Consider the following 24,472-nt stretch of genomic DNA (forward strand, 5'->3'; position numbering starts at 1 on the left):
GACGACCTTCGGGTTATGAGCCCGACGAGCTACCAGGCTGCTCCACCCCGCGTCCGTGGATGCGCACTATACTCTGCTCGCATTTTCATGCAACCCTTTTTTCACCTTGATCACGTTTTTAGGGTGAAAATGAACAAAAACAACGCATTCTGGATTATTTTTTGCTCAAAATTTGCGTTCGGGTATGTATACGCATTTCATTAGGTTCGGGGGTTTGTTATCTTCGTCTCGCATTCAGGCAACATAAGACGAGAACAATGAAAGGACGTTGGGCAAAATATCTTCTGGCGGGAGCTGTAGTCGCGATGCTCGCCGCGTGTTCCTCAAAACCCACCGATCGTGGGCAGCAGTATAAAGACGGGAAATTTACCCAGCCTTTCTCACTGGTGAACCAGCCTGATGCGGTTGGCGCACCAATCAATGCCGGTGATTTCGCCGAGCAGGTTAATCAAATTCGTAGCGCTTCGCCACGTTTGTACGGTAACCAGAGCAACGTCTACAACGCTATCCAGCAATGGTTACGCGCGGGCGGTGATACGCGCAGTATGCGTCAGTTTGGTATTGATGCATGGCAAATGGAAGGGGCTGATAACTACGGTAACGTCCAGTTTACCGGTTACTACACGCCGGTTATCCAGGCGCGGCATACGCGCCAGGGCGAGTTTCAGTATCCTATCTATCGTATGCCGCCAAAACGTGGGCGCTTACCATCCCGTGCCGAGATCTACGCGGGCGCGCTAAGCGACAATTATATTCTGGCATACAGCAACTCCCTGATGGATAACTTCATTATGGATGTTCAGGGCAGTGGTTACATCGATTTTGGCGATGGCAGCCCGCTCAACTTCTTTAGCTATTCCGGGAAAAACGGCCACGCCTATCGCAGTATCGGTAAAGTGCTTATCGACCGTGGCGAAGTGAAAAAAGAAGATATGTCGATGCAGGCTATTCGTCATTGGGGTGAAACGCACAGCGAAGCCGAAGTGCGTGAGCTGCTGGAGCAGAACCCATCGTTTGTCTTCTTTAAACCACAATCTTTTGCTCCGGTGAAAGGGGCCAGCGCGGTACCGTTGATTGGCCGCGCATCCGTGGCTTCTGACCGCAGTATCATTCCTGCGGGCACAACGTTACTGGCGGAAGTCCCGTTACTGGACAATAACGGCAAGTTTACCGGCCAGTACGAACTGCGTCTGATGGTGGCGTTGGATGTGGGCGGGGCGATAAAAGGGCAGCACTTCGACATCTATCAGGGTATTGGCGCAGACGCCGGACACCGTGCCGGGTGGTATAATCATTACGGTCGCGTATGGGTACTAAAAACAGCGCCGGGTGCGGGTAACGTGTTCAGCGGTTAATTGCCGGATGGCGCTTCGCTTATCAAGCCTGAATTATTGAGTAGGCCTGATAAGGCGTAGCCACCATCAGGCAGTGATGCAGTCATCAAGGGCGGTATTTGTCCGCCCTTTTTGTTTTCTATATCTGAGGTTCTATGTCTGTGGTTATAAGTGATGCCTGGCGTCAGCGTTTTGGCGGTACGGCGCGTCTGTATGGCGAAAATGCGCTGCAACTGTTTGCTCAATCGCACGTTTGCGTGGTTGGGATTGGCGGAGTGGGGTCATGGGCGGCGGAAGCGCTGGCGCGAACCGGCATTGGCGCCATCACGCTCATCGATATGGATGATGTGTGTGTCACCAATACTAACCGCCAGATCCATGCTTTACGCGATAACGTCGGCCTGGCAAAAGCTGAAGTGATGGCTGAACGTATCCGCCAGATTAACCCGGAGTGCCGGGTGAACGTGGTCGATGATTTTGTCACGCCGGATAACGTTGCTGAATATATGAGTGCGGGATTTTCGTATGTCATTGATGCGATTGATAGCGTGCGCCCAAAAGCGGCACTGATCGCGTACTGTCGGCGTAACAAAATTCCGCTGGTGACCACCGGTGGTGCGGGCGGACAGATCGATCCTACGCAGATTCAGGTCGTTGATTTGGCAAAAACCATCCAGGATCCGTTGGCGGCTAAGCTACGTGAGCGGCTGAAAAGCGATTTTAGCGTGGTGAAAAACAGCAAAGGCAAGCTGGGCGTGGACTGTGTGTTCTCGACCGAAGCGCTGGTGTACCCGCAGGCAGATGGCTCGGTATGTGCGATGAAAGCGACGGCGGAAGGGCCGAAACGTATGGATTGCGCATCCGGGTTTGGCGCGGCCACGATGGTGACCGCCACCTTTGGTTTTGTTGCCGTCTCCCATGCGCTGAAGAAGATGATGGCCAAAGCGGCGCGCCAGCCCTGATTGTGTCGGATAGCGCTATGCTTATCCGACCTACGGTTTGTGCGGTGTTGTAAGCCGGATAAGACGTATCAGCGCCGTCATCCGGCTTTCTGAGCAACCTCAAGAATCGCCTCGTTAAGAGCATGTAGCCCCTGGCTACGCGAGGCGCTGAGCTGCGCGCGTAAACCCAGCTCGTCAAATAATGCCATTGGTGAATGCGCCAGTAACTCGGCGGCCGTTTTACCTTCGACCGCGGTGAGTAATACCGCCAACAGCCCGCGTACTATTCGACCTTCGCTGTCACCAAAGAAATGCAGAGTGCCATTCTCATGAAGAGTATGCCCCAGCCAGACGCGGTTTTCACAGCCCGCGATTTCTTTGGCCTGTGCTTTTAGCGCATCCGGAAGTGCCGGCAACTGCTTACCCAGCAGTATCAGCTGACGATATTTATCTTCCCACTGAGTGAGCGGGATAAAGGTATTGCGTAACGTCTCTTCGGTTACGGTTGTGCCAAACGGGTGTCCGGCGAACAGAGGGCTTGTCATTAATCCACCAATATTTCCAGCGCGCGGTCGACGGCTGCGACCAACGCATCCACATCGCTTTGTGTATTATAAGGGGCAAATGAGGCGCGTAGTGTCCCGGATACGCCCAGTTCTGCCAGCAGCGGTTGCGCGCAGTGTTGCCCCGCGCGCAGCGCAATGCCATATTCGGCCAATAGCGTAACCATATCGCTGTGATGAACACCCGTGAAATCAAAGGCTAACAGACTGGAATCCTGGCAGCGGAAGGACCGAAAGCCGGGGCGTTTCGCCAGCGCATCTTCTGCCAGCGTCGCCAGACCCCGGCTCCAGTTTTCGGCCTGTGCAACGTCGACGTCCGCCAGCCATTCGAGCGCTGCGCTTAGCCCGATAACGCCAGCAACGTTAGGCGTACCGGCCTCCAGCTTCCATGGGGCTGCCTGGGTGGTGAAACCGTCGAAGCTGACTTCGCTAATCATCTTTCCGCCGCCGAGCCACGGTGACATAGCTTCCAGTAATTCAGGCTTACCGTACAGCACGCCAATGCCGGTTGGGCCATACAGCTTGTGGCCCGAGAACGCATAGAAATCAATATCTAACTGTTGTACGTCGGCAGGAAAATGGACAATCCCCTGGGCACCATCAACCATCACCACCATGCCAGCCGCATGGGCGAGCGTGATGGCGCGGGCCAGATCCGGGCAGCCACCGGTGACGTTCGACATTTGCCCGAGTGCCAGAATGCGGCTGCGCGGGGTAATGAGTTGCGTGAGGCGCTCAACGTCTGGCAATAAATCGGGGGTGAGTGGGAGTTTGACGACCTTAGCCCCCGTTTGCTCCGCGACCATCAGCCAGGGCACGAGGTTGGCGTGATGTTCCGCTGCGCTAACGATAATCTCATCACCCGGCTGAAGGCGTGGACGCGCATAGCTTTGAGCAACCATGTTGATCGCTTCCGTTGTGCCGCGGGTCCAGACGATGGTTTTGTCATCCGGCGCATTAATCAGGCTTGCGACTTTTTCCCGCGCGGCTTCATAGCGTGCGGTCAGGCGCTGGGCTTCAGCAAACTGGCTGCGATGGACGTTTCCGGCGCTCAGGCTATAAAACTGGTGGGTAGCCTCAATCACCGCCTGTGGCTTCAGCGCCGTAGCAGCGCTGTCGAGATAGACGCCAGCATCGTTGAGTGCGGGAAATTGTGCGCGAAACTGCGCGGGGTTAAAAGCGTTCATGGTATTCCTCAGTTCAGTAAACCGATCGTGGCGCAAAAAGGGCATTGATACAAGGGTTGCGCTAACCATCGGAATACTCTGGATATCCTGGCAAAGCCCGCTCAGTGTCTTATGCTAAATAGCGTTAGGTGAACAATTTTGCCTGTTACGGAGTGTGTTTTTAATAGCATAAATCGCTTTAAGGAGAAGAAGATGAAAAAGACTGCCGCCATAATTTCTGCCTGTATGCTGACTTTTGCCCTGAGCGCCTGTTCCGGTTCGAATTACGTGATGCACACCAACGATGGTCGATCAATCGTAGCTGACGGTAAGCCACAGACCGATAGTGAAACGGGGATGATTTCGTATAAAGACGCTAACGGCAACAAACAGCAGATTAACCGCACTGACGTGAAAGAGATGGTAGAATTGGATAACTAACCGGTCATCCATCGACAAAGAGTCGGACAAAAAAAAGCACCGCAATTTGGCGGTGCTACATTAATCACTATGGACAGACAGGGTAAATGTACAGGAAGTGAAAAAGGGTAGCTTTGCTACCATGGTCTGAATCGCAGACCAATTGCAAACACAACAACACAACATCACAACCGTAAGCCAAAAGCCCACCAGAACACGCATTCCGATAAAACTTTTCGTTCCGGCTTCAGGAAGTGCCGCCACTATAGGTATTTGCTGGTAGAACCTCAACGGACAATTTATAATGGCTCAGATAAAAAAAACTAATAGGTTACAGCCTGTTAGCTAATTGTTAAATTCATTTAACATCAAAGCCTAAAAGTCATGTCAAAACGATTACCACCCTTAAATGCGTTGCGTGTTTTTGATGCTGCAGCGCGTCATTTGAGCTTTACTCGCGCAGCAGAAGAGCTTTTTGTGACGCAGGCCGCAGTAAGTCATCAAATCAAGTCTCTTGAGGATTTCCTGGGGCTGAAGCTGTTTCGTCGACGCAATCGATCTTTGCTGTTAACGGAAGAAGGCCAAAGCTACTTCCTCGACATCAAAGAGATTTTTTCGCAATTAACCGACGCGACGCGTAAACTTCAGGCACGTAGTGCAAAAGGTGCACTTACCGTCAGTTTATTGCCCAGTTTTGCGATCCAATGGCTGGTGCCCAGACTCTCTAGCTTTAACTCAGCTTATCCGGGAATCGATGTCAGGATCCAGGCGGTGGACCGTCAGGAAGACAAACTGGCGGACGATGTAGATGTGGCGATTTTCTACGGACGCGGCAACTGGCCGGGTCTGCGCGTTGAAAAATTGTACGCAGAATATTTATTGCCGGTCTGCTCGCCGCTATTACTCACCGGTGATAAACCGTTGAAGACGCCCGACGATCTGGCTAAACACACATTATTGCACGATGCGTCGCGCCGTGACTGGCAAGCCTATACGCGCCAGCTTGGCCTGAATCATATCAACGTACAGCAGGGACCTATCTTCAGCCATAGCGCCATGGTGCTACAGGCTGCTATCCACGGACAGGGGATTGCGCTGGCGAATAACGTCATGGCGCAGTCCGAAATAGAAGCCGGACGTCTGGTCTGTCCGTTTAACGATGTTCTGGTCAGCAAAAACGCATTTTATCTGGTTTGTCATGACAGTCAGGCAGAACTGGGTAAAATAGCCGCCTTCCGTCAGTGGATTTTGGCTAAAGCGGCCACGGAACAAGAAAAATTCCGCTTTCGTTATGAACAATAATTTACGTAGGGTATTCACATGACCAGCCGTTTTATGCTGATTTTTGCCGCCGTAAGTGGCTTTATCTTTGTGGCGTTGGGTGCCTTTGGGGCACATGTTCTGAGTAAAACCCTCGGTGTCGTTGAGATGGGGTGGATCCAGACTGGCCTTGAGTATCAAGCGTTCCATACGTTGGCTATCTTTGGCCTGGCCGTCGCCATGCAGCGACGCATTAGCATTTGGTTTTACTGGAGTAGCGTGTTTCTGGCATTAGGAACGGTGCTGTTTAGCGGTAGCCTGTATTGCCTTGCACTCTCTCATTTACGCCTGTGGGCGTTTGTTACCCCCGTCGGCGGTTTCAGCTTCCTTGTGGGCTGGGCGCTGATGTTAGTGGGTGCTATTAGATTGAAACGTAAGGGCGTTAGCCATGAATAAGGTTGTGTTGTTGTGTCGCCCGGGTTTTGAAAAAGAGTGCGCCGCAGAAATTACGGATAAAGCAGGGCGCCGGGAAATCTTCGGTTTTGCCCGCGTGAAAGACAATGCGGGTTACGTCATCTTCGAATGCTATCAGCAGGATGATGCCGAAAAGCTAGTGAAAGAGCTGCCGTTTAGCTCACTGATTTTTGCCCGTCAAATGTTTGTGGTGGGCGAACTGCTGCAATATTTACCGCCGGAAGACCGCATTACGCCGATCGTTGGCATGCTGCAGGGCGTGGTGGAAAAGGGTGGCGATCTGCGTGTCGAAGTCGCCGACACCAATGAAAGCAAAGAGCTGGTTAAGTTCTGCCGTAAATTTACCGTACCGCTGCGCGCGGCGCTGCGTGAAGCGGGCGTACTGGCAAAATATGAAACGCCGAAACGTCCGGTGGTTCATGTTTTCTTTATCGCCCCTGGCTGTTGTTATACCGGTTATTCCTGGCCTGACAATAACTCACCGTTCTACATGGGTATTCCGCGACTGAAATTCCCGGCCGATGCGCCGAGCCGCTCAACGCTGAAACTGGAAGAAGCGCTGCACGTGTTTATCCCTGCCGATGAATGGGATGAGCGTCTGGCGAACGGAATGTATGCGGTGGATTTAGGGGCCTGCCCGGGCGGATGGACCTATCAGCTGGTTAAACGCAACATGTGGGTTTACTCCGTGGATAACGGTCCAATGGCACAAAGCCTGATGGATACCGGACAGGTCACCTGGCTGCGTGAAGACGGATTTAAATACCGTCCGAATCGCAACAATATTTCGTGGATGGTCTGCGATATGGTGGAGAAGCCGGCGAAGGTCGCCGCGCTGATGGCACAATGGCTGGTCAACGGCTGGTGTCGTGAGACAATATTCAACCTCAAGCTGCCAATGAAAAAACGCTACGAAGAGGTATCACAGAACCTGGCTTACATTCAGGCCCAGCTTGATGAACATGGCGTAAATGCCCAAATTCAGGCGCGTCAGCTGTATCATGACCGTGAAGAAGTAACCGTTCACGTACGTCGTCTGTGGGCGGCCGTCGGCGGTCGTCGCGACGAGCGATAAGGCTACAATCCAGGTCGGATGGCGGCGAAATCGCCCTATTCGGCCTGGATTGATTCAATCAGCTGTGTATCTGAAACAATATGCGTCACATCATCCAGATGCCCAATTCTGGCCTCTCCCGAACGATTAAATTTACTTTTATCGATCAACAATAAAGATTGCGATGCGCGCTTAAGCAGAATGGATTTGAAGTCTGCGTTAGTTGCATTTGAGTCCCAGAGCGCGCCGTCGCTATTGATCCCTTCGCAGGAAAAAATAAACAGGTCAATATCGAGGGATTTAAGCTGCGAGATAAGCGAGGGATTAACGTAGCAACCGTATTTGCGCTCAAGGCGACCGCCGGAGCTGATAAGCTGAATGTGTTCACGTTTAGCCAATTCCTGGCAGATGGGCTGGCTGTTGGTAAAAACGTGAATGTTGATGTCCGGTAGCTGTCGCGCCAGGTACCAGCAGGTTGAGCTGGCGTCTAAAGCTATCACCATACCTTCTTCGATCCATGCCAGCGCTTCGCGGGCAATATTTGCTTTGTGGGCATAGTGGCTTTTTAGTCGAATATGAAACGGGTCGCCACTGTCCTGATTTTCCCGATGAATAGCCTTGGCCCGCCCGTGATTGCGTAGCACCTTGCCCTGGGTTTGTAATTCACTGAGATCGCGGCGGATGGTCTCTTTGCTAACGTTTAGCTGCAAAGACAGGGCTTCAGTTGTCAGGCTTTTGTGGTGGGTAAGCAGATCTACGATTGCCTGCTGGCGCGCCGCTTTCATGTTCAGATCCTCATCTGATGATAAATGCCCGTACCAGACGGGCATTCTGACCAGAGATTACGGCGTTACCCCTTTTTTTAAAAGAATATTCCCGTACTTTGCCCGCTCTCCTGTGATAACGATCGCAAACGCCTTTTGCGCTCGTTCGTAAAAGGCATAACGGTCAATACGCGTGATGTCTGGACAGGGGGCCTGCAATGAAAGCGCCTGTCGATAGCGAGCCTCGACGTCAGGATCGAGAGCGTCGCCTTCTACTGCGGCCATCATCACCAGCGGTGGGGCGTAGCTGTCCAGTTCAAAAAGCGGAATAATCGCCTGCAGCAGGTCACTGACCAGCAGACCGTCGGCGCGAATCACCTGCGGTCCCATGCTATGAGCCGGAAAATGAGCATCGGAAAAGATAATCTCATCGCCGTGACCCATTTCAGCCAGCACCTTCAGCAGGTCGGGGGAAATTAAGGGGGATATTGTTTTGAGCATGTTACTCGACTCCTGTCAGTTCGGATTCGGTTTGCGGATAGAAGTAACGGTACTGGTAGCGCACCTGTGCACGGGCCTGTTCCGGTGAGGTAAATTCTCTAATGCCTGACCAGGCAAACATCGCGGCGCCTGCGACGGTGGTTTCGGCGTCATCCAGCACTTTGACAGGGATCCCGAGAACATTAGCTTTAATCTGGTTCCACAATGCGTTACGGCTTCCCCCGCCAACCAATAACAATTCAGTGGCCTGGAAATGACCGATTTTTTCCAGCGTGTGTAAATTCCGCTGCAACTGTTCTGTCAGTCCTTCCAGTGCGGCGCGATAAAAATGCCCGCGGGTGGTATTGAGCGTAACCCCTTGCCAGCCCGCATTCTGAGAGGTCAGCAGGTCGCAGTGCATCTTGACGCCTTCTGCGCCAGCAGGAATGGACCGGGCTTCGTCAATCAGCGTTTGCCAGGGCGATTCGGCAGTCCAAAACAGCTTACGCACCCATTCAAGCACGCCGGAAGCCAGCCACTGCATGCCGGGATTATACAGCCCGGCATGACTGTCTAATTCACAAGTGGAACCCGCATAATGGCTGAGCAGAGAGGTGTCCACCTGTGCGCTGCGTACCATCAGAATTTCCCATGTACCGGAAGAGAGCACCGGTTCGTCTGGCTGAGCTCCCGCGCCAAAGAGCGCAAACTGCGTGTCGTGCCCGGCAGATATCACAGGAATACCCACTGGTAGCCCGAGCAGGCTGGCGGCCTCGTGTTGCAGTACCCCAATCTGTTCGCCCGCTTCCACCAGACGTGGAAACAGTCGGCGCGGTATGCCGGTCGCCTGCAAAATGTCATCACTGAAATCGCGCTGCTGGATGTTCAGCATCTGGCTGGTGCCCGCCATGGTGATATCTGTGGTGAACTCGCCGGTTAAACGGTGGTTGATAAGCGATGAGATAAACAGCCAGGCATGCGCCTGTTCCAGTAATTGTGGATGGTTTTCTTTTAGCCACACCAGTTTATACAGCGTGTTAAAGCTAAACGCGCCGACGCCGGAGATTTCCTGCAACTGCTGCGGTGACATGTAGCGATGGATATTTTCCATTACTGCTGCGGTTCGCGGGCACTTCCAACTGATTACCGGATATAACTGCCTGCCGTGTTGATCAACCAGCGCACCGTCTACGCCGAAGGTGGTGACGGCGATCCCGCAGATACGGCAATTGGCCAGTTGCGTGGAGAGCCGCTGACAGCAGTCGGCGAAGCGTTGCAAAATGGCTTCCAGCGACCACTGATGCCAGATACCGTTCTCCGCGGCAATATCACTGGCGTTGGGCGTAGAGGCGCGGGCGATAATTTTTCCCTGACGGTCAACGGCTATGGCCCGCACGTTGGTCGCGCCACAGTCGAGGACCAGGATAACCTCTTGTTTCATAATTGCTCCTGGGAGATTACCTATTGCCGGATGGCGGCTTCGCCTTATCCAGCCTACAAAACCGTGCGCTTCGTAGGCCTGGTAAGACGCGTAAGCGCCACCATCAGGCAATTGCTCGATGTTTAACGCTTATACAGCGGACCGTAGTTCTGGCAGGCTCGATAATCCTGGCCTTCCGTATCCATTCCGTGGGCAGCCCAGGCTGAAGGACGGTAAATTTTCTCGTCTTCCACGTTGTGCATGCAAACCGGGATACGCAGCATGGCGGCCAGAGTGATAAAGTCTGCGCCCACGTGACCAATCGTCAGCACTCCGTGGTTTGCACCCCAGTTAGCCATAACCGAATAGACATCGCTGAACGGGCCTTTACCGGTTAAGCGCGGGGCAAACCAGGTGGTCGGCCAGGTAGAGTTGGTGCGCGCATCGAGCTGGTCATGCATATCTTCCGGTAATTCCACGCTCCAGCCTTCTGCGATTTGCAGTACCGGCCCCAGGCCCTTGATGATGTTGATGCGAGTCATGGTGAACGGCACGCCGCCCTCGGTCAGGAAGCGAGAGGAGTAGCCGCCGCCGCGGAAGTATTCGTGAATAGCCGGACACCATTCGGTTGCCGCCAGGCAATCATCGACCTCTTTTTGCGAGATTTCCCAGTGCGGTTTCATGGTCGGTTTCCCTGCGTCGTCGCGCTGTTTGCAGGAGCCGTCCAGCGCTGCCGAGCCGGAGTTAATCAGGTGAATAATGCCGTGCTCAGCAAGGCCGGTCAGCGGTTTACCCGTGACACGCTCCACCGCCTCTGGCGACCAGTAGGTGCGCACATCGGCAAAGACCTGCGCCGTGCCGGTAAGTTGATGACCAAACAGCATCGCCACGCCGTTCAGGCTGTCGTTTTCGGTGGCGACAACGAACGGTTCGCGTATGCCATTCCAGTCAAAGGAGCTGTTGAGCAGCGCTTCGGCGGTATCACCATTCGGATATTGATCGGTCCAGTGACGCTGGCCCTGGAAGCCTGCGGCAATCGCGTTGTATCCCAGCGACTCTTCAACCCGACCTTTGTCGGCCAGCTTCTGGTTACCCTGCATCATGTCGCGAATGCACATGGCCATTAGCAGACTCTCTTTCAGCACCGCACGGCTTTGCTCTGCGTTGCGCTTATATTGCTGCGCGTTCTGATCCTCGCCGTAGCGGAAGTTTTTGTCCGCCCACGCCAGCGCCATTTCCAGCTCAGCTTCGTCATAGATTTTTTGGTCGATGCGACGACGCAGTTCGGTCATATCAACGGGTTGAACTTTCATTCCCAGCCAGGATTCAAAGAAGTTATGATCGACAATAGAGCCGGCAATACCCATTGAAACGCCGCCTACGGACAGGTAGGTTTTGCCTTTCATACCGGCGACGGCTAAGCCCGCGCGGGCAAAGCGCAGCAATTTTTCTTCCACATCGGCAGGGATCGTGGTGTCGCCGGCGTCCTGTACGTCATGGCCGTAAATAGAGAAGGCAGGAAGTCCTTTTTGATTATGCGCAGCCAGCGCGGCAGCCAGATAAACGGCCCCCGGACGTTCTGTACCGTTGAAACCCCAGATAGCTTTCGGCCGCATTGGATCCATGTCGATGGTTTCGCTACCGTAGCACCAGCATGGGGTCACGGTGATGGTCACGCCCACATTCAGGCTGCTGAATTTTTCTTCGCAGGCGGCAGATTCCGCCATCCCGGCGATACAGGTGTCGGCAATGACACATTCAATTTGCGCGCCGCAGGCGTGACGAAGTTTCTCAGCGATCAGCGCAGCGGTGGCTTTGGCCATATTCATGGTTTGCTCTTCGAGCGATTCACGAACACCCATACGGCGCCCATCTATCACCGGACGAATGCCAATCTTCGGTAAGCTATTTTTTTTCATTCGAGGTTCCTCATCTCACTTTATGCCGTGCTGCAAAAGCGGATGTTGAACACCACCGTCGCAGTTGGCTGAATAACTCATTTTTGCTAACTCGAGTTAGCTTAGGTATTAGAGAGTTTTTTGCACAACTTTTTTGTTGTGGAACTGTGAGAGGCTTCACGAGAAGTGGTTAAAATTCGATCTGCGTCAAATAAACCAGAACGCATATTTTTATATAAATTCTTTTAAATTAAGTATTTGCAATAAATTGTTTGTTCAGCGTCACAGATTTAAACCAAATGATTTGGCTAATTTGAGTAGCTAAAATAGCTTTAAAAGGCACTTCGCTAACTCGAGTTAGCATAATTGATAAAACGCATATGAACGTATAGGTAGTATTCGCATTAACGGTGACGATGGCTTCCTGGCAACGTTTTTTCGCCTGATTCACTGATTGCAGTTTCTGTATATTGAGGAAAGCAGCAATGTCTGAAACATTTTTACAGATGAGTCATATTACGAAACGTTTTCCCGGCGTATTAGCGTTGAGTAATGTGGATTTTGCTTTACGCAAAGGCGAGGTTCATGCGCTGCTGGGTGAGAATGGCGCAGGAAAGTCTACGTTGATGAAGATTTTATCCGGTGTTTATCAGCCTGATGAAGGAGATATTATTTTTGAAGGGCAATCTGTTTCTTTTGCGAACCCGTTGAGCGCACAAAGCGCAGGTATCACGATTATTCACCAGGAATTTAATCTTTTCCCTGAACTCACGGTAGAAGAAAATATTTTTATTGGCAGGGAGTTTTGCAAAAATAACCGCTGGCGTCTGGATGAAAAACAACAGCGACAGGCTGCTATCGATATTTTGCAAAAATTAAACCTGAATATCTCCCCAGAAACGTTGGTGGCCGATCTGACCGTCGCGCAACAACAAATGGTTGAGATTGCTAAAGCGATATCGGTGAATGCCAAGATCCTTATTATGGATGAACCGACGGCGGCACTGACGGAAACGGAAATCGACAGCTTATTTCAGGTAACCCGTTTGCTGAAAGAACAGGGGACGGGCATTGTTTATATCTCGCACAGGCTGGAAGAACTGGCGCTGATAGCCGATCGTGCGACGGTGATGCGTGATGGTCAGTTTATTGCCACTGTAGATTATGATGCGGTTAAAATTAGCGACCTGATTGCCATGATGGTTGGGCGGGACCTCGGCAATATCTATCCTCGTCGTGGACCTTTGGCTCAACGTAAGCCGGTGTTGGAAGTCAGCGGTCTGACTCGTAATGGTGTACTGAACAACATTGATTTCACCCTGTATCAGGGCGAAATATTGGGTTTTGCCGGTCTGATGGGCGCAGGGCGTACCGAGCTGGCGCGGGCGATTTTTGGCGCGGATCCCATTGATGGCGGTACCCTCAAGCTAAACGGAAAAGTGACGGTAATTAAAGATATTCCTGATGCTATCCAACAGGGTATCAGCTATTTAACCGAGGACAGAAAAAAAGAGGGGCTGGCATTAGGACTGTCCGTTGAGCGTAATATTATGTTGGGCAATTATCCTGAATATTCTGACCGCTATGGCAATGTGGACAGCAAACGTTGTCAGAAAACCAGCGAGGAACAGGTTAAAGCCCTACGGATTAAAACACCACATTTAGAGCAGGCTGCACTGAATTTAAGTGGCGGTAATCAGCAGAAAATTATTATTGCCAGATGGGTGTGTAAAGATACCGATATTCTCATCTTTGACGAACCCACTCGCGGTATTGATGTGGGGGCCAAACTTGAAATTTATGAATTAATGAATCGACTGGTGGCAAAAGGGAAGTCAATTATCATGATCTCCTCTGAATTACCGGAAGTGCTGGGTATGTGCGATCGCATTTTGGTTATGCGTAATGGACGTATTACCGGGGAGTTAGCTTCTGATGACGCCACACAAGAAAAAATCATGCAATACGCGACGTTAGAGGACTAATTTATGACTATCTCTGTAACCTCTTCAGACAGCAATAATAAGAAAATAAAAATTAACAAAGAACTTTTAATGCGCCTGGCGCCGCTTTTGAGTCTGATTATTTTAGTAATATTTTTTAGTTTTGGTTCGCCATTTTTCTTTAACACTGAAAACATCATGACAATTGCCTTGCAAACGTCAGTGATTGGCATCATGGCAATTGGCGTTACCTTCGTCATTATCACTTCAGGAATCGATCTTTCTCTTGGCTCGGTAGTGGCCTTTTCTGGTGTTGCGGTAGGCATCAGCGCCACGCTGGGATTGCCTCTGCCCGTATGTATTCTGGCGGGGGTGCTGGCCGGGGGATTATGCGGCTATATCAACGGCCTGCTGGTTACCAAAATGACTATCCCGCCTTTTATCGCCACGCTGGGCCTGATGATGTCAGTCAGAGGCATCAATATGGTGATGACCGATGGTCGTGCGATTTATTTCGCTGATTACCCCACCTTCAAAATGCTGGCCCAGGGACGTTTGTTCGATGTGCTGCCTTATCCCGTTTTTTATCTGGTGGTGGTGGCGCTAATCGCCGCCTACATCCTGAAGAAAACGGTGATTGGTCGCTATGTTTACGCCGTGGGTAGCAATGAGGTGGCCGCCCATCTTTCCGGTATTAAAGTTCAGCGCGTCAAAATTTTCGTCTACGCCTTTTGCGGTCTGTTGACCGGGATTGCCGGGGTTATTCTGGCTTCTCGTTTGAACTCAGGACAACCAACGGTCGGCGTGGGGTATGAGCTGGAAGCCATCGCGGCGGTTGTTATTGGCGGTACGAGCCTGATGGGCGGAATTGGCACCATCGGCGGCACGATCATCGGCGCATTCATTATGAGCGTGCTGAAGAATGGTCTGAACCTGATGGGCGTTTCCCAGTTCTGGCAAATGGTTGCCATGGGCGTGGTGGTCATTGCCGCGGTTTATCTCGATACATTACGCAAAAAAATTCGTTGATTTACGCTCCCGGAAGTCACGGGGCATCATAACCCTGACGTTTAGGGTGACTCACTCAGAACGGAGTAAAACAATGAGAACCAGGAATTTTGTCTATGCGTTATCCCTGCTGGCCTGTATGACATCCAGCGTATTGGCTAAAGATATGAACCTTCCGGTGGTCAGTAAAGGTTTCCAGCATGAATTCTGGCAAACCGTAAAAATGGGGACGGAAGCGGCAGCAAAAGAGTTGGGCGATAAAACCAGCTATGTTGGCCCGGCGGATGAAACTCAAATTGCTGAGCAGATTCAGTTGGTTGAAAACGCGATGGCGCAAAAACCCAATGGATTATTACTGGCAGCGTTAGATGCCAACGCGCTTGCGCCATTAGTAGAGACCGCAAATTCACGCGGCATTAAAGTTGTGACGTTTGACTCCGGCGTGAATTCTGATATCCCGGTGAGCTTTGTCGCCACGAATAACCGTAAAGCCGGTGCAGAAGCCGCAGACGCGCTGGCAGCGGAAGTGGGCAGCAAAGGAAAAGTGGGCATTATTGCGCACGTAGCGGGGACCTCCTCAGCGATTGAGCGTTCGGAAGGGTTTATTGCCCGTATGAAGGAGAAATATCCGGATATTCAGGTGCTACCGGTCCAGTACAGTGATGGCGATCCGCAAAAGGCGATGGATAAAACCATCGATATGATCCAGGCCAATCCTGATATTGCAGGGATTTATGGCACGAATGAAGGTTCAACGCTGGGCGTAGCAAACGCTATTGATAGTCAGAACCTGAAAGGCAAAGTGAAAGTGATTGGTTTTGATAGCACTGAGGCAATCATAGCCTTCCTGAAGTCTGGGGTTATTCAGGGCTTTGTGGTGCAGGACGCTTATCAGATTGGCTACCAGGGTATCAAGACGCTGAATGCAGCGGTATCGGGTCAGTCTGTACCGAAAGAGATTGATATTCCGGTGAAATTTGTCAGTGCGAAGAACATTGATACCCCAGAAATTGACAAATTGTTACACCCATTCGGTAAAAAATAAGACCGTTGGGGCGAGGTGCTCGCCCCATCATTAGCCAGCGTCAGGGAGTTACTATGGGCAGTGGATATTTCCTCGGTGTGGATATCGGTTCCGCCAGCGTCAGGGCTGGTGTCTTTGATGCCAGTGGCACACGGCTGGCTTTTGCGACACGCCCCATCTCGCAGTTTCGACCCGGTCCTGAGCGGGTTGAGCAGTCATCTGCAGAAATCTGGCAGCAGGTTTGCCAGGCAGTGAAGGAGGCGGTGTCGTCATCCGGGGTTCCCGTCGAGGAGATTCGTTCACTGGGATTTGATGCCACCTGTTCATTGGTGGTACTGGATGAACAGGGGCGGGGCCTGGCGGTTTCACCAGGCGAACCGTCAGACCATAACATCATCATGTGGATGGATCATCGTGCGTCGCAGGAGACGCAGCGTATTAACGCCACGCAGGATCCGTCTCTACGCTACGTTGGCGGTGAAGTCAGCGTCGAAATGGAGCTTCCCAAAGTGCTATGGCTGAAAAAACATTTTCCAGCCACCTGGGAGAGCGCACATCGCTTCTACGATCTGGCGGACTTTCTGGTCTCTAAAGCTACCGCCACAGATGTTGCCGGTTTGTGCACGCTGACCTGTAAATGGAACTATCTGGCACATGAACAACGCTTTAGCCACTCCCTGCTAGACGCCGTTGAATTAACGGATTTGTTGGGCAAAATCCCGTCGCGTATTCTTCCGCCAGGCGCTGGCGTTGGAACGCTTAGCAGCGATTCGGCCCAGGCGCTGGGGCTGACGACTGCAGTGGTCGTCGCCAGCGGTATGATTGATGCCCATGCTGGCGGAGTTGCGCTTGCCGGGGTTGAGCCTGAGGGGACGTTGGCGCTGATTAGCGGAACGTCAAATTGCCATATGCTGTGCAGCGAGCAGGAAATTCATACGCCAGGTGTTTGGGGGCCTTATTGGTCAGCCATGCTGCCAGGCTACTGGCTGACGGAAGGGGGGCAGAGTGCTGCTGGGGCGTTAGTCGACTGGACGCTTCAGGAATCAGGAGCCAGTGCTGAGCTGTTTCACAAAGCTGAGGCCCGGGGCTGCCATCCCATTGTTTTAGTTAATGAATGGGTTGCCGCACTTGAGGAGCAGGAGTCTGAGCCTGGTCGTTATCTGCATGTGCTTGCCGATCACCACGGTAATCGTTCGCCGCGCGCACGGCCCGATGCTCGAGGCAGCATCTGTGGTTTGACGCTGGAACGAGGCGAGATGCAGGTAGCTCGTCTGTACCTGGCGACATTACAGGCGATCGCCTGCGGTACGCGGCATATTATGGAAGTGATGCGTGAAAACGGTCACACCATTTCCCGACTGACGCTGTGCGGCGGCGCAACGCATAACCCACTGTGGATGAGAGAATATGCCGATGCTACCGGATGCGATATTCATCTTATGCAGGAAGAGGATGCGGTGACGTTAGGTGCGGCTATCACTGGCGCGGTAGCATGCGGCGCGTGGGCAACTATACCGTCCGCATGCCGGGCGATGGTTCGATCGGGCGAGGTGATTAAGGCGAACCCGGCGCGGCGGAACTTCTATGATCGCAAATACCAGGCTTATCTGATGCTGTGGGATCAGCAGCAGGCGATTAACCAACTTATGCAGTAAGACAAAAGTTTAAAATACTTTTATGATTGTAGATTGACGTTTTTGGATGTGGACTGGGGCATATAGATGGCTAAAACAGTAGAACAGATAGCCAGCGATCTGAATTTATCGGTTACGACCGTACGACTGGTGCTGAACGGGAAAGCAGAGCAATATCGAATCAGTGTCAAAACCCAAACGCGTATTAATGAATATGTCGAGCGCTATGGTTACGTCATTAACCATTCAGCACGTAGCCTGAAATTAAATAAAACGGATACTTTGGGATTGATTGTACCCAATATTTCCAACGTCTTTTTTGCCACACTCGCAGAAAAACTTGAGCAACGCTGTCGTCGTTCAGGTTATCAGTTAACGATTAGCTGTACCTATGACGATGTTGATTACGAAAATAAACTGACCAAAGCGTTAATCGCCCGTAATGTCGATGGCCTTTTTATTGTTCCCTCAACGTTAGAGAATCAGCAACACCATTTACGTCAGGTCAGAAAACCGATGGTGTTACTTGACCGTGATTTTAAGTATACCGATAACGCACTGGTAGAAAGTCATAACATCTTGGGCGGCGAGAAATTGACGCAGAGTCTGTTTGACGCTGGAAAGTCGCCAATCTGGTTTTTAGTGGGGGATACCGGATTGCCCAGCATTGGTGATCGTTTGCAAGGTTATCTTAATGCATTGAACAATAATGGCATTTCACATAGAGATTGGGTGCGCGAAGGTCCGGACAACACACCTGAAGGTGGTTATCGACTGATGGATGAGTTGATCGGCGAACAGGGCTGTCCGCAGGCGTTTATCGCCTCATCATTACCGGTACTGGAGGGGGCCATTAACGCTATTCGTAATCGTTTAGGCACAATTCCACCGGAAATTAATATTGGGACATTCGATGAACACCCAATGCTGGGATTCCTCGCCAATAATGTCTGGTCAATGCAACAGGATGAAAATGTCTGGGCGGAAAAAGCATTCGATATGATGATGAGTGCTATTGATGATCACCCAATTAAAGAAACTGTAAAAGTTGAGATGAAACTTATTAAGCGCGTAAGACAACCTTAATATGTCGCTATAAATAAATCGGCCAACTGAATCTGAATAAATACGTTCAGTGGCTGCCTGTACCTGAAACCTGACCCGTCTTATTCTGCGGCTGCATTTTTCGCAATAAAGACGAGGGGAAACTGTACCCGGAGAATCATTATGGAAAGAATGCGTTTGTCGCGAGAAATCATTGAAACCTGTCTGGAAATGACCAGCCTTGGATTGAATCAGGGGACGGCGGGAAATGTGAGTGCGCGTTATGAAAACGGGATGCTGATCACGCCCAGCGGTATTCCTTACGAAAGACTTACTGAAAACATGATCGTGTATGTAGATAACGACGGGAAATATGATAAAGGACAATTACCCTCCAGTGAATGGCGTTTTCACCTGGCGGCATACCAGACGCGTCCGGATGCCAATGCGGTTGTCCATAACCATGCCGTACACTGCACGGCCGTTTCAATTCTTAATCGCCCTATCCCGGCAATTCACTACATGATTGCAGCGGCGGGGGGGAACTCTATTCCGTGTGCGCCTTATGCGACGTTTGGTACACGAGAGTTGTCAGAGCATGTGAGCGTCGCCCTGAAAAACCGTAAGGCAACGCTTTTACAGCACCATGGGTTGATTGCTTGCGAAGCGAATTTGGAAAAAGCACTGTGGTTGGCGCATGAAGTGGAAGTTCTGGCCCGTCTGTACCTGAGCACGCTGGCGATTGTTGACCCGGTGCCGGTGCTGGATGACGAGGAGATCGCTATTGTGCTGGAGAAATTCAAATCTTACGGATTACGCATTGAAGAGTAATTTCGCATAGCGAAAAGGAGAAATACAATGGCGAACAGAATGATTCTGAATGAAACGGCATGGTTTGGCCGGGGGGCTGTTGGCGCATTAACCGATGAAGTTATTCGTCGCGGTTATCGCAAGGCGTTGATTGTGACTGATAAAAATCTGGTGCAGTGCGGCGTTGTTGAGAAAGTGACTTCCCGAATGGATGCTGCAGGTCTGGCATGGGAAATCTATTCAGGCGTTATTCCTAATCCAACCATTGCGGTAGTGCAGGAAGGATTGAGTGTCTTTCAGCAAAGCGGCGCAGACTATCTGATAGCAATCGGCGGAGGCTCCCCGCAGGATACCTGTAAAGCGATTGGCATAATCAATAATAACCCGGAGTTTGCGGATGTACGCAGCCTTGAAGGGTTATCGCCGACACGCTTCCCGAGCGTGCCAGTTATGGCTATCCCAACCACCGCGGGAACAGCGGCGGAAGTGACCATTAACTACGTGATCACTGACGAAGAGAATCGGCGTAAGTTTGTTTGTGTCGATCCACATGACATCCCGCAGGTGGCGTTCATCGATGCTGATATGATGGACGGCATGCCTGCTGCATTAAAAGCGGCTACTGGGGTAGATGCACTGACTCATGCCATTGAAGGTTACATCACCCGGGCAGCGTGGGCGCTTACCGATGCGCTGCACATTAAAGCCATCGAAATTATTGCCGGGTCATTGCGCGGTTCCGTTGCGGGTGACAGCCAGGCGGGTGAAGCGATGGCCCTGGGCCAGTACGTTGCCGGGATGGGCTTCTCCAACGTTGGTCTGGGATTAGTGCATGGCATGGCACACCCGTTAGGCGCGTTCTACAACACGCCGCACGGCATCGCGAATGCCATTTTGCTGCCGCACGTGATGCACTACAACGCCGAATTCACTGGGGAAAAATTCCGCGATATTGCCCGGGTAATGGGGGTTAAGGTTGAAGGACTGACGTTGGCGCAAGCACGCAAAGCGGCAGTGGATGCTGTCTTCGCCCTTAATCGCGATGTAGGGATCCCACTGCACTTACGCGATGTTGGCGTCCGTAAAGAGGATATTCCTGCATTGGCGCAAGCCGCATTTGACGATGTTTGTACCGGGGGAAATCCGCGTGAAGCGAGCCTTGGGGATATCGTTGAGCTGTACCATACCGCCTGGTAATTACCTGGCGTTTATCTGGCCTACAGGGTTATGCGTTAAGTAGGCCGGATAAGCGCAGCGCCATCCGAAAAAAAGACTACCGTGCCAGCCGTAGCTGCTGTAGGTTTCCGTCGATATGTAAGTCCGTTTGCAGCCGCGCGATATCGCGGCACAAAAACGCCATCTCCCGATGTTCTTCGAGTTTCTTACGCCATTTCTCCGGTACGTCATCCAGATGTTCATACAGTGCTTCCAGCGTTGGAAACTGCGTCAACAATTGTGTGGCGCTTTTAGGACCAATACCGGCAACCCCAGGTATCTTAGAACTGCTGATCCCTGCCAGTCCCCAGTAATCAGGCAACTGTTGCGGCAGTACGCCGAACTCTTTCTCGATAAACGGCGCATCCAGCCAGCGTTTCTGGAAATAATCGCGAATACGCAGCGTTGGGGAGAGTAGCTGACAATAGCCTTTATCGGTTGAGACGATGGTTGCCTGATGTCCGGCCTGGCTAACTTTCACCGCCAGAGTTGCGGCTAAATCATCGGCTTCATTCCCGCTGGATTCCCAGCAGCAGACACCGCGTTGTTCAAAAGCGGTGCGTAAGGCGGGCATTTCCTTGTGTAAATCGTCAGGCATTGGCGGGCGACCGGCTTTGTAGTCAGGTAAGCGTTGGTGACGCCAGCCGCTGTTGCGCGCTTCGTCATCAAATACCGCCACGGCGTGTGTGGGCTGACTGTGCACAATCAACTGATCGAGCGCGTGCTGGCACGTCTCCACGCAGGGGGAGCCCTGTACGGCGTGAATTCGGCGGATAAGATTCAGTGCATCGACAATGAGCAGATGGACGGCCACGGTGTTCTCCCTAACAAATCAGTCTGTAGGGTAACATTCACGGCGAGTGGAGGCGAAGATCTGATACAACATTTTGCCGGATGGCGGCTGACACCTTATCCGGCCTACAAATGAATACGGCACTGTAGGCCGGATAAGCTTGCGCCATCCGGCAATGGGGAGGGACTTAATCGCAGGTGACAATTTTCATTGCCAAACCGCCGCGAGATGTTTCGCGGTATTTGGCATTCATGTCTTTACCGGTTTCGTACATGGTCTCGATAACTTTATCGAGGCACACGCGTGGCTCACTGGTACGGCGCAGCGCCATACGTGCGGCGTTCACCGCTTTCACGGACGCGATCGCGTTACGCTCAATGCACGGTACTTGTACCTGGCCGGCAACCGGATCGCAGGTCAGACCCAGGTTATGTTCCATACCGATTTCCGCCGCGATGCACACCTGCATTGGACTACCACCCAGCAGTTCAGCCAGACCAGCCGCTGCCATGGAGCAGGCCACGCCAACTTCACCCTGACAGCCGACTTCGGCACCAGAGATAGAGGCGTTCATTTTATACAGTGAACCAATGGCGCTCGCGACCAACATATAGCGTGCCAGCGAGTTAGCGTTCACTTCACGGATAAACTTGTCGTAATACGCCAGTACGGCAGGAACAATCCCGCATGCACCGTTGGTTGGCGCGGTAACTACACGTCCACCTGCTGCGTTTTCTTCGTTCACGGCCAGCGCGAACATGTTGATCCAGTCAACAACCGCCATCGGGTCAGTGGTGGTTTTGTCGCTGCTGACCAACATGCGACGCAGCGCAGCAGCACGACGCGGAACGCGCAGTTTGCCCGGCAATACACCTTCGGTGGTGATGCCGCGCTCAATCCCGCTACGCATCACTTCCCAGACGTTAGCAAAGTGCTGTTCCAGCTCTTCTTTGCTGTGCAGGGCCAGTTCGTTTTGCATCATCAGACCGGAAAGTGACAGGCCGGTTTCCTGGCAATGACGTTGCAAATCAGCTGCGGATTTATACGGATACGGCACGTTTACCGGAGAGTTGTTCGGTAAACCAAAATGTTCTTCATCAACGATGAACCCACCGCCAATGGAATAGTAAGTCTGGCTGTAAATGGCTTTTTCGCCCGCCAGTGCGGTAATACGCATCCCGTTTTCGTGCAGGGACAGATTGTCCGTATGGAAATTCATGCACTTGTCGACCGGGAACTCGACCTCATGTTGACCGTCTGCCAGCAGCAAACGCCCGTGAGTATTCACATCCTGGATAAAGGAAGGGATGGCATCAATGTCTACGGTATCCGGCAGATTACCCGCCAGGCCCATAATAATCGCGATGTCGGTATGGTGACCTTTCCCCGTCAGAGATAAGGAGCCATAGACATCAACCACTACGCGGGTTACGTCAGTGAGAATTCCGCGTGCAATCAGGTCATCCGTGAATTGTTTGCCTGCTTTCATCGGGCCAACAGTGTGGGAGCTGGAAGGGCCAATGCCGATTTTGAAAATATCGAATACGCTAATCATGAGGCGTCCATTGTGTATCGAGATGCGCCGCCCCGAAGAGCGGCGCAGGGGAATTAACTGAACAGAGAGTAGAAAATAGCGGAGATAGCGATCAGGCCCATAATCACAACGAAGACGTTGCTGATATGGCCGCTGTACTTACGCATTGCCGGTACTTTCTGGATGGCATACATCGGCATCAGGAACAGAATCATCGCGATGATTGGGCCACCCAGGGTCTCAATCATACCGAGGATGCTCGGGTTCAGTGTCGCCACAATCCAGGTGGTTACCAGCATGAACAGTGCAGTGATTTTGTTCAGTTTGTTGATTTCGATGGATTTGCCTTTGCCGCGCAGAGACTTAATCACCATCCCGTTGAAGCCTTCACGTGCGCCCAGGTAGTGGCCGAGGAAGGATTTGGTGATAGCGATAATCGCGATGATCGGTGCCATCCAGGCAATAATCGGCGCGTTAAAGTGGTTCGCCAGGTAAGACAGAATCGAGATGTTCTGCTCTTTTGCTGCTGCCAGGTCCGCCGGGGTCAGGCTGAATACACAGCTGAAGACGAAGAACATAACGGTCAGTACCATCATGATGTGAGCGAATGCCAGAATCTTGGAGCATTTCTTCTCAGCTTCATCACCGTACTCTTCACGCTTCGCCACGGCGAAGGAGGAGATGATCGGGGAGTGGTTGAAGGAGAACACCATTACCGGAATCGCCAGCCACAGGGTCAACAGCAGGCCGTTCCCGGTGGTTGCCGCAGAGTCAAAAGACATGGTTTCCAGAATCGCACCGCTCCACTGAGGGATCAGATACAGCGCCAGCAGCATCAGAGCCGCAACGAACGGGAATACCAGGATGCTCATCGCCTTAACGATCATCTGCTCTCCGAAGCGCACGATGGTCATCATGCCGACAATCAGGATCAGAGACAGGATTGCACGCGGCGGAGGAGTAATCGCCAGCTGATGGGTCAGGAAGCTTTCAACGGTATTGGTGATTGCTACGCTGTAAACCAACAGAATCGGGTAGATAGCGAAGAAGTAGAGCAGGGTAATCAGTTTACCTGCGCCAACGCCGAAGTGTTCTTCTACAACTTCGGTGATGTCTTCACCCGGATTTTTACCGGACAGCACAAAGCGAGTCAGACCGCGGTGTGCAAAGAAGGTCATTGGGAAGGCAAGGATCGCCATGATGATCAGCGGGATCATACCGCCTACGCCTGCGTTGATCGGCAGGAACAATACACCCGCGCCAATCGCCGTGCCGTAAAGGCCCAGCATCCACATGGTGTCTGTCTTGCGCCATGCGCTGCGGGTCTGGCCCGTAACGATAGTGCTGGTTTGAGTGTTTTCCATCTATTTCTCCTGGAGGAAGCTTAAAAAGTCGGGTTTGAGGTCAATCCAATGAGAAAGTACCCGGCTGTAAATCGAAATTCGTTGAGCGATTTTTATATAATTTTTCGCCGTAATAATTTTCGGGCGGAAAGATACATTTTAGTAATGAATGTATCAGTGATCGGGATCCCAAATGCAATAATCCACCTTTTATGTGGATAAATTTGGGCCATTAATCTGTTAAAAAATAGTCAAAGCGAATTTACGGGCGCGAAGGCTAACATTAACGACATATCTCATGAAAGCGAAGGCGCGAAGATAGGCGTGTTCAGCTGTAAAAACTGTTGTTT

At 51.9% G+C, this 24,472-nt stretch carries 22 protein-coding genes; 13 read left to right on the forward strand and 9 right to left on the reverse strand.

Annotated elements, in window-relative coordinates:
- The first annotated feature begins 257 nt into the window (after window positions 1-257).
- Together mltA and tcdA are read left to right on the forward strand one after the other, a co-directional pair.
- On the forward strand, window positions 258-1,355 hold the full coding sequence (mltA, locus tag OGX67_RS12705; RefSeq protein ID WP_003034021.1) for a murein transglycosylase A: 1,098 nt from the start codon (window positions 258-260) through the stop codon (window positions 1,353-1,355).
- A gap of 134 nt (window positions 1,356-1,489) precedes the next feature.
- A complete protein-coding gene (gene tcdA, locus OGX67_RS12710; RefSeq protein WP_257651633.1) occupies window positions 1,490-2,296 on the forward strand; it encodes a tRNA cyclic N6-threonylcarbamoyladenosine(37) synthase TcdA in 807 nt (268 codons plus the stop codon).
- A 77-nt stretch (window positions 2,297-2,373) separates the two neighbouring features.
- Here the strand turns inward: tcdA and csdE are convergent, their stop codons facing one another.
- Both csdE and csdA read right to left on the reverse strand, forming a co-directional pair.
- Window positions 2,374-2,820, reverse strand: a complete 447-nt coding sequence (csdE, locus tag OGX67_RS12715; RefSeq protein ID WP_032949947.1) for a cysteine desulfurase sulfur acceptor subunit CsdE — start codon at window positions 2,818-2,820, stop codon at window positions 2,374-2,376.
- Window positions 2,820-4,025, reverse strand: a complete 1,206-nt coding sequence (gene csdA, locus OGX67_RS12720; protein ID WP_071685079.1) for a cysteine desulfurase CsdA — start codon at window positions 4,023-4,025, stop codon at window positions 2,820-2,822. The genes csdE and csdA overlap by 1 nt, the downstream gene beginning before the upstream one ends.
- A 192-nt stretch (window positions 4,026-4,217) precedes the next feature.
- Here csdA and OGX67_RS12725 point away from each other — a divergent pair, with 192 nt between their 5' ends.
- The 4 genes from OGX67_RS12725 (at window position 4,218) to rlmM (ending at window position 7,233) form a co-directional block, all read left to right on the forward strand.
- Window positions 4,218-4,445: a YgdI/YgdR family lipoprotein gene (locus tag OGX67_RS12725; protein WP_003034032.1), complete on the forward strand. Its 228-nt coding sequence runs from the start codon at window positions 4,218-4,220 to the stop codon at window positions 4,443-4,445.
- Window positions 4,446-4,808: 363 nt separating this feature from the next.
- Window positions 4,809-5,726, forward strand: a complete 918-nt coding sequence (gene gcvA, locus OGX67_RS12730) for a glycine cleavage system transcriptional regulator GcvA (RefSeq protein ID WP_003034035.1) — start codon at window positions 4,809-4,811, stop codon at window positions 5,724-5,726.
- An 18-nt stretch (window positions 5,727-5,744) separates the two neighbouring features.
- A complete protein-coding gene (locus OGX67_RS12735) occupies window positions 5,745-6,140 on the forward strand; it encodes a DUF423 domain-containing protein (RefSeq protein WP_003034037.1) in 396 nt (131 codons plus the stop codon).
- Entirely contained in the window at window positions 6,133-7,233 is a 1,101-nt protein-coding gene (gene rlmM / locus OGX67_RS12740; RefSeq protein WP_003034040.1) for a 23S rRNA (cytidine(2498)-2'-O)-methyltransferase RlmM, read from the forward strand. Before OGX67_RS12735 ends, rlmM begins: the two co-directional genes overlap by 8 nt.
- Window positions 7,234-7,268: 35 nt before the next feature.
- Here the strand turns inward: rlmM and fucR are convergent, their stop codons facing one another.
- The 4 genes from fucR to fucI all read right to left on the reverse strand — a co-directional run bounded on the left by fucR (window position 7,269) and on the right by fucI (window position 11,795).
- The gene (gene fucR, locus OGX67_RS12745) at window positions 7,269-7,997 is read right to left on the reverse strand and encodes an L-fucose operon activator (protein WP_003034043.1); all 729 of its coding nucleotides are present in this window, start codon (window positions 7,995-7,997) and stop codon (window positions 7,269-7,271) included.
- Between the two features lie 57 nt (window positions 7,998-8,054).
- Window positions 8,055-8,477, reverse strand: coding sequence for an L-fucose mutarotase (gene fucU, locus OGX67_RS12750; protein ID WP_003840383.1), 423 nt, complete (start codon window positions 8,475-8,477; stop codon window positions 8,055-8,057).
- Window position 8,478: 1 nt separating this feature from the next.
- Entirely contained in the window at window positions 8,479-9,897 is a 1,419-nt protein-coding gene (gene fucK, locus OGX67_RS12755) for an L-fuculokinase (protein ID WP_257651632.1), read from the reverse strand.
- A gap of 122 nt (window positions 9,898-10,019) precedes the next feature.
- Window positions 10,020-11,795 carry an L-fucose isomerase gene (gene fucI, locus OGX67_RS12760; protein ID WP_003034050.1) on the reverse strand — a complete coding sequence of 592 codons (1,776 nt, stop codon included), beginning with the start codon at window positions 11,793-11,795 and terminating at the stop codon, window positions 10,020-10,022.
- Between the two features lie 464 nt (window positions 11,796-12,259).
- Between fucI and OGX67_RS12765 the strand changes: the two genes are divergently transcribed.
- From OGX67_RS12765 to fucO, 7 genes are all read left to right on the forward strand, one after another.
- Window positions 12,260-13,759, forward strand: a complete 1,500-nt coding sequence (locus tag OGX67_RS12765) for a sugar ABC transporter ATP-binding protein (protein WP_003034052.1) — start codon at window positions 12,260-12,262, stop codon at window positions 13,757-13,759.
- Between the two features lie 3 nt (window positions 13,760-13,762).
- On the forward strand, window positions 13,763-14,746 hold the full coding sequence (locus OGX67_RS12770; RefSeq protein WP_003034055.1) for an ABC transporter permease: 984 nt from the start codon (window positions 13,763-13,765) through the stop codon (window positions 14,744-14,746).
- Between the two features lie 73 nt (window positions 14,747-14,819).
- On the forward strand, window positions 14,820-15,770 hold the full coding sequence (locus OGX67_RS12775) for an ABC transporter substrate-binding protein (protein ID WP_003034057.1): 951 nt from the start codon (window positions 14,820-14,822) through the stop codon (window positions 15,768-15,770).
- A 53-nt stretch (window positions 15,771-15,823) separates the two neighbouring features.
- Window positions 15,824-17,404, forward strand: coding sequence for an FGGY-family carbohydrate kinase (locus OGX67_RS12780; RefSeq protein ID WP_286526587.1), 1,581 nt, complete (start codon window positions 15,824-15,826; stop codon window positions 17,402-17,404).
- 66 nt (window positions 17,405-17,470) lie between these two features.
- A complete protein-coding gene (locus OGX67_RS12785; RefSeq protein WP_003034060.1) occupies window positions 17,471-18,469 on the forward strand; it encodes a LacI family DNA-binding transcriptional regulator in 999 nt (332 codons plus the stop codon).
- 141 nt (window positions 18,470-18,610) lie between these two features.
- Window positions 18,611-19,258 (forward strand): L-fuculose-phosphate aldolase, encoded by a 648-nt coding sequence (gene fucA / locus OGX67_RS12790; protein WP_003034062.1) that lies wholly within the window; start codon window positions 18,611-18,613, stop codon window positions 19,256-19,258.
- Window positions 19,259-19,285: 27 nt separating this feature from the next.
- Complete coding sequence (gene fucO / locus OGX67_RS12795; RefSeq protein ID WP_003034064.1) at window positions 19,286-20,434, forward strand: lactaldehyde reductase; 1,149 nt, start codon at window positions 19,286-19,288, stop codon at window positions 20,432-20,434.
- Between the two features lie 76 nt (window positions 20,435-20,510).
- Here the strand turns inward: fucO and xni are convergent, their stop codons facing one another.
- The 3 genes from xni to OGX67_RS12810 form a co-directional block, all read right to left on the reverse strand.
- A complete protein-coding gene (xni, locus tag OGX67_RS12800) occupies window positions 20,511-21,266 on the reverse strand; it encodes a flap endonuclease Xni (RefSeq protein ID WP_257651630.1) in 756 nt (251 codons plus the stop codon).
- A gap of 166 nt (window positions 21,267-21,432) precedes the next feature.
- Window positions 21,433-22,800 (reverse strand): L-serine ammonia-lyase, encoded by a 1,368-nt coding sequence (locus tag OGX67_RS12805; RefSeq protein ID WP_003825661.1) that lies wholly within the window; start codon window positions 22,798-22,800, stop codon window positions 21,433-21,435.
- Between the two features lie 53 nt (window positions 22,801-22,853).
- Window positions 22,854-24,143, reverse strand: coding sequence for an HAAAP family serine/threonine permease (locus tag OGX67_RS12810; RefSeq protein WP_003034073.1), 1,290 nt, complete (start codon window positions 24,141-24,143; stop codon window positions 22,854-22,856).
- Window positions 24,144-24,472: the final 329 nt, after the last annotated feature.

It is taken from the genome of Citrobacter sp. Cf118 (assembly GCF_030334095.1).
GTDB lineage: Bacteria > Pseudomonadota > Gammaproteobacteria > Enterobacterales > Enterobacteriaceae > Citrobacter > Citrobacter freundii.

Excerpts from the sequence above, each read along its gene's own strand:
- OGX67_RS12805 (WP_003825661.1), bottom strand. The coding sequence starts at position 22,800 with ATGATTAGCGTATTCGATATTTTCAAAATCGGCATTGGCCCTTCCAGC.
- OGX67_RS12810 (WP_003034073.1), bottom strand. The coding sequence starts at position 24,143 with ATGGAAAACACTCAAACCAGCACTATCGTTACGGGCCAGACCCGCAGC.
- gcvA (WP_003034035.1), top strand. The coding sequence starts at position 4,809 with ATGTCAAAACGATTACCACCCTTAAATGCGTTGCGTGTTTTTGATGCT.
- OGX67_RS12785 (WP_003034060.1), top strand. The coding sequence starts at position 17,471 with ATGGCTAAAACAGTAGAACAGATAGCCAGCGATCTGAATTTATCGGTT.
- fucR (WP_003034043.1), bottom strand. The coding sequence starts at position 7,997 with ATGAAAGCGGCGCGCCAGCAGGCAATCGTAGATCTGCTTACCCACCAC.
- OGX67_RS12770 (WP_003034055.1), top strand. The coding sequence starts at position 13,763 with ATGACTATCTCTGTAACCTCTTCAGACAGCAATAATAAGAAAATAAAA.
- OGX67_RS12775 (WP_003034057.1), top strand. The coding sequence starts at position 14,820 with ATGAGAACCAGGAATTTTGTCTATGCGTTATCCCTGCTGGCCTGTATG.
- rlmM (WP_003034040.1), top strand. The coding sequence starts at position 6,133 with ATGAATAAGGTTGTGTTGTTGTGTCGCCCGGGTTTTGAAAAAGAGTGC.
- fucA (WP_003034062.1), top strand. The coding sequence starts at position 18,611 with ATGGAAAGAATGCGTTTGTCGCGAGAAATCATTGAAACCTGTCTGGAA.
- OGX67_RS12780 (WP_286526587.1), top strand. The coding sequence starts at position 15,824 with ATGGGCAGTGGATATTTCCTCGGTGTGGATATCGGTTCCGCCAGCGTC.
- OGX67_RS12725 (WP_003034032.1), top strand. The coding sequence starts at position 4,218 with ATGAAAAAGACTGCCGCCATAATTTCTGCCTGTATGCTGACTTTTGCC.
- fucK (WP_257651632.1), bottom strand. The coding sequence starts at position 9,897 with ATGAAACAAGAGGTTATCCTGGTCCTCGACTGTGGCGCGACCAACGTG.
- fucI (WP_003034050.1), bottom strand. The coding sequence starts at position 11,795 with ATGAAAAAAAATAGCTTACCGAAGATTGGCATTCGTCCGGTGATAGAT.
- OGX67_RS12735 (WP_003034037.1), top strand. The coding sequence starts at position 5,745 with ATGACCAGCCGTTTTATGCTGATTTTTGCCGCCGTAAGTGGCTTTATC.
- csdE (WP_032949947.1), bottom strand. The coding sequence starts at position 2,820 with ATGACAAGCCCTCTGTTCGCCGGACACCCGTTTGGCACAACCGTAACC.
- tcdA (WP_257651633.1), top strand. The coding sequence starts at position 1,490 with ATGTCTGTGGTTATAAGTGATGCCTGGCGTCAGCGTTTTGGCGGTACG.
- mltA (WP_003034021.1), top strand. The coding sequence starts at position 258 with ATGAAAGGACGTTGGGCAAAATATCTTCTGGCGGGAGCTGTAGTCGCG.
- fucU (WP_003840383.1), bottom strand. The coding sequence starts at position 8,477 with ATGCTCAAAACAATATCCCCCTTAATTTCCCCCGACCTGCTGAAGGTG.
- fucO (WP_003034064.1), top strand. The coding sequence starts at position 19,286 with ATGGCGAACAGAATGATTCTGAATGAAACGGCATGGTTTGGCCGGGGG.
- OGX67_RS12765 (WP_003034052.1), top strand. The coding sequence starts at position 12,260 with ATGTCTGAAACATTTTTACAGATGAGTCATATTACGAAACGTTTTCCC.
- csdA (WP_071685079.1), bottom strand. The coding sequence starts at position 4,025 with ATGAACGCTTTTAACCCCGCGCAGTTTCGCGCACAATTTCCCGCACTC.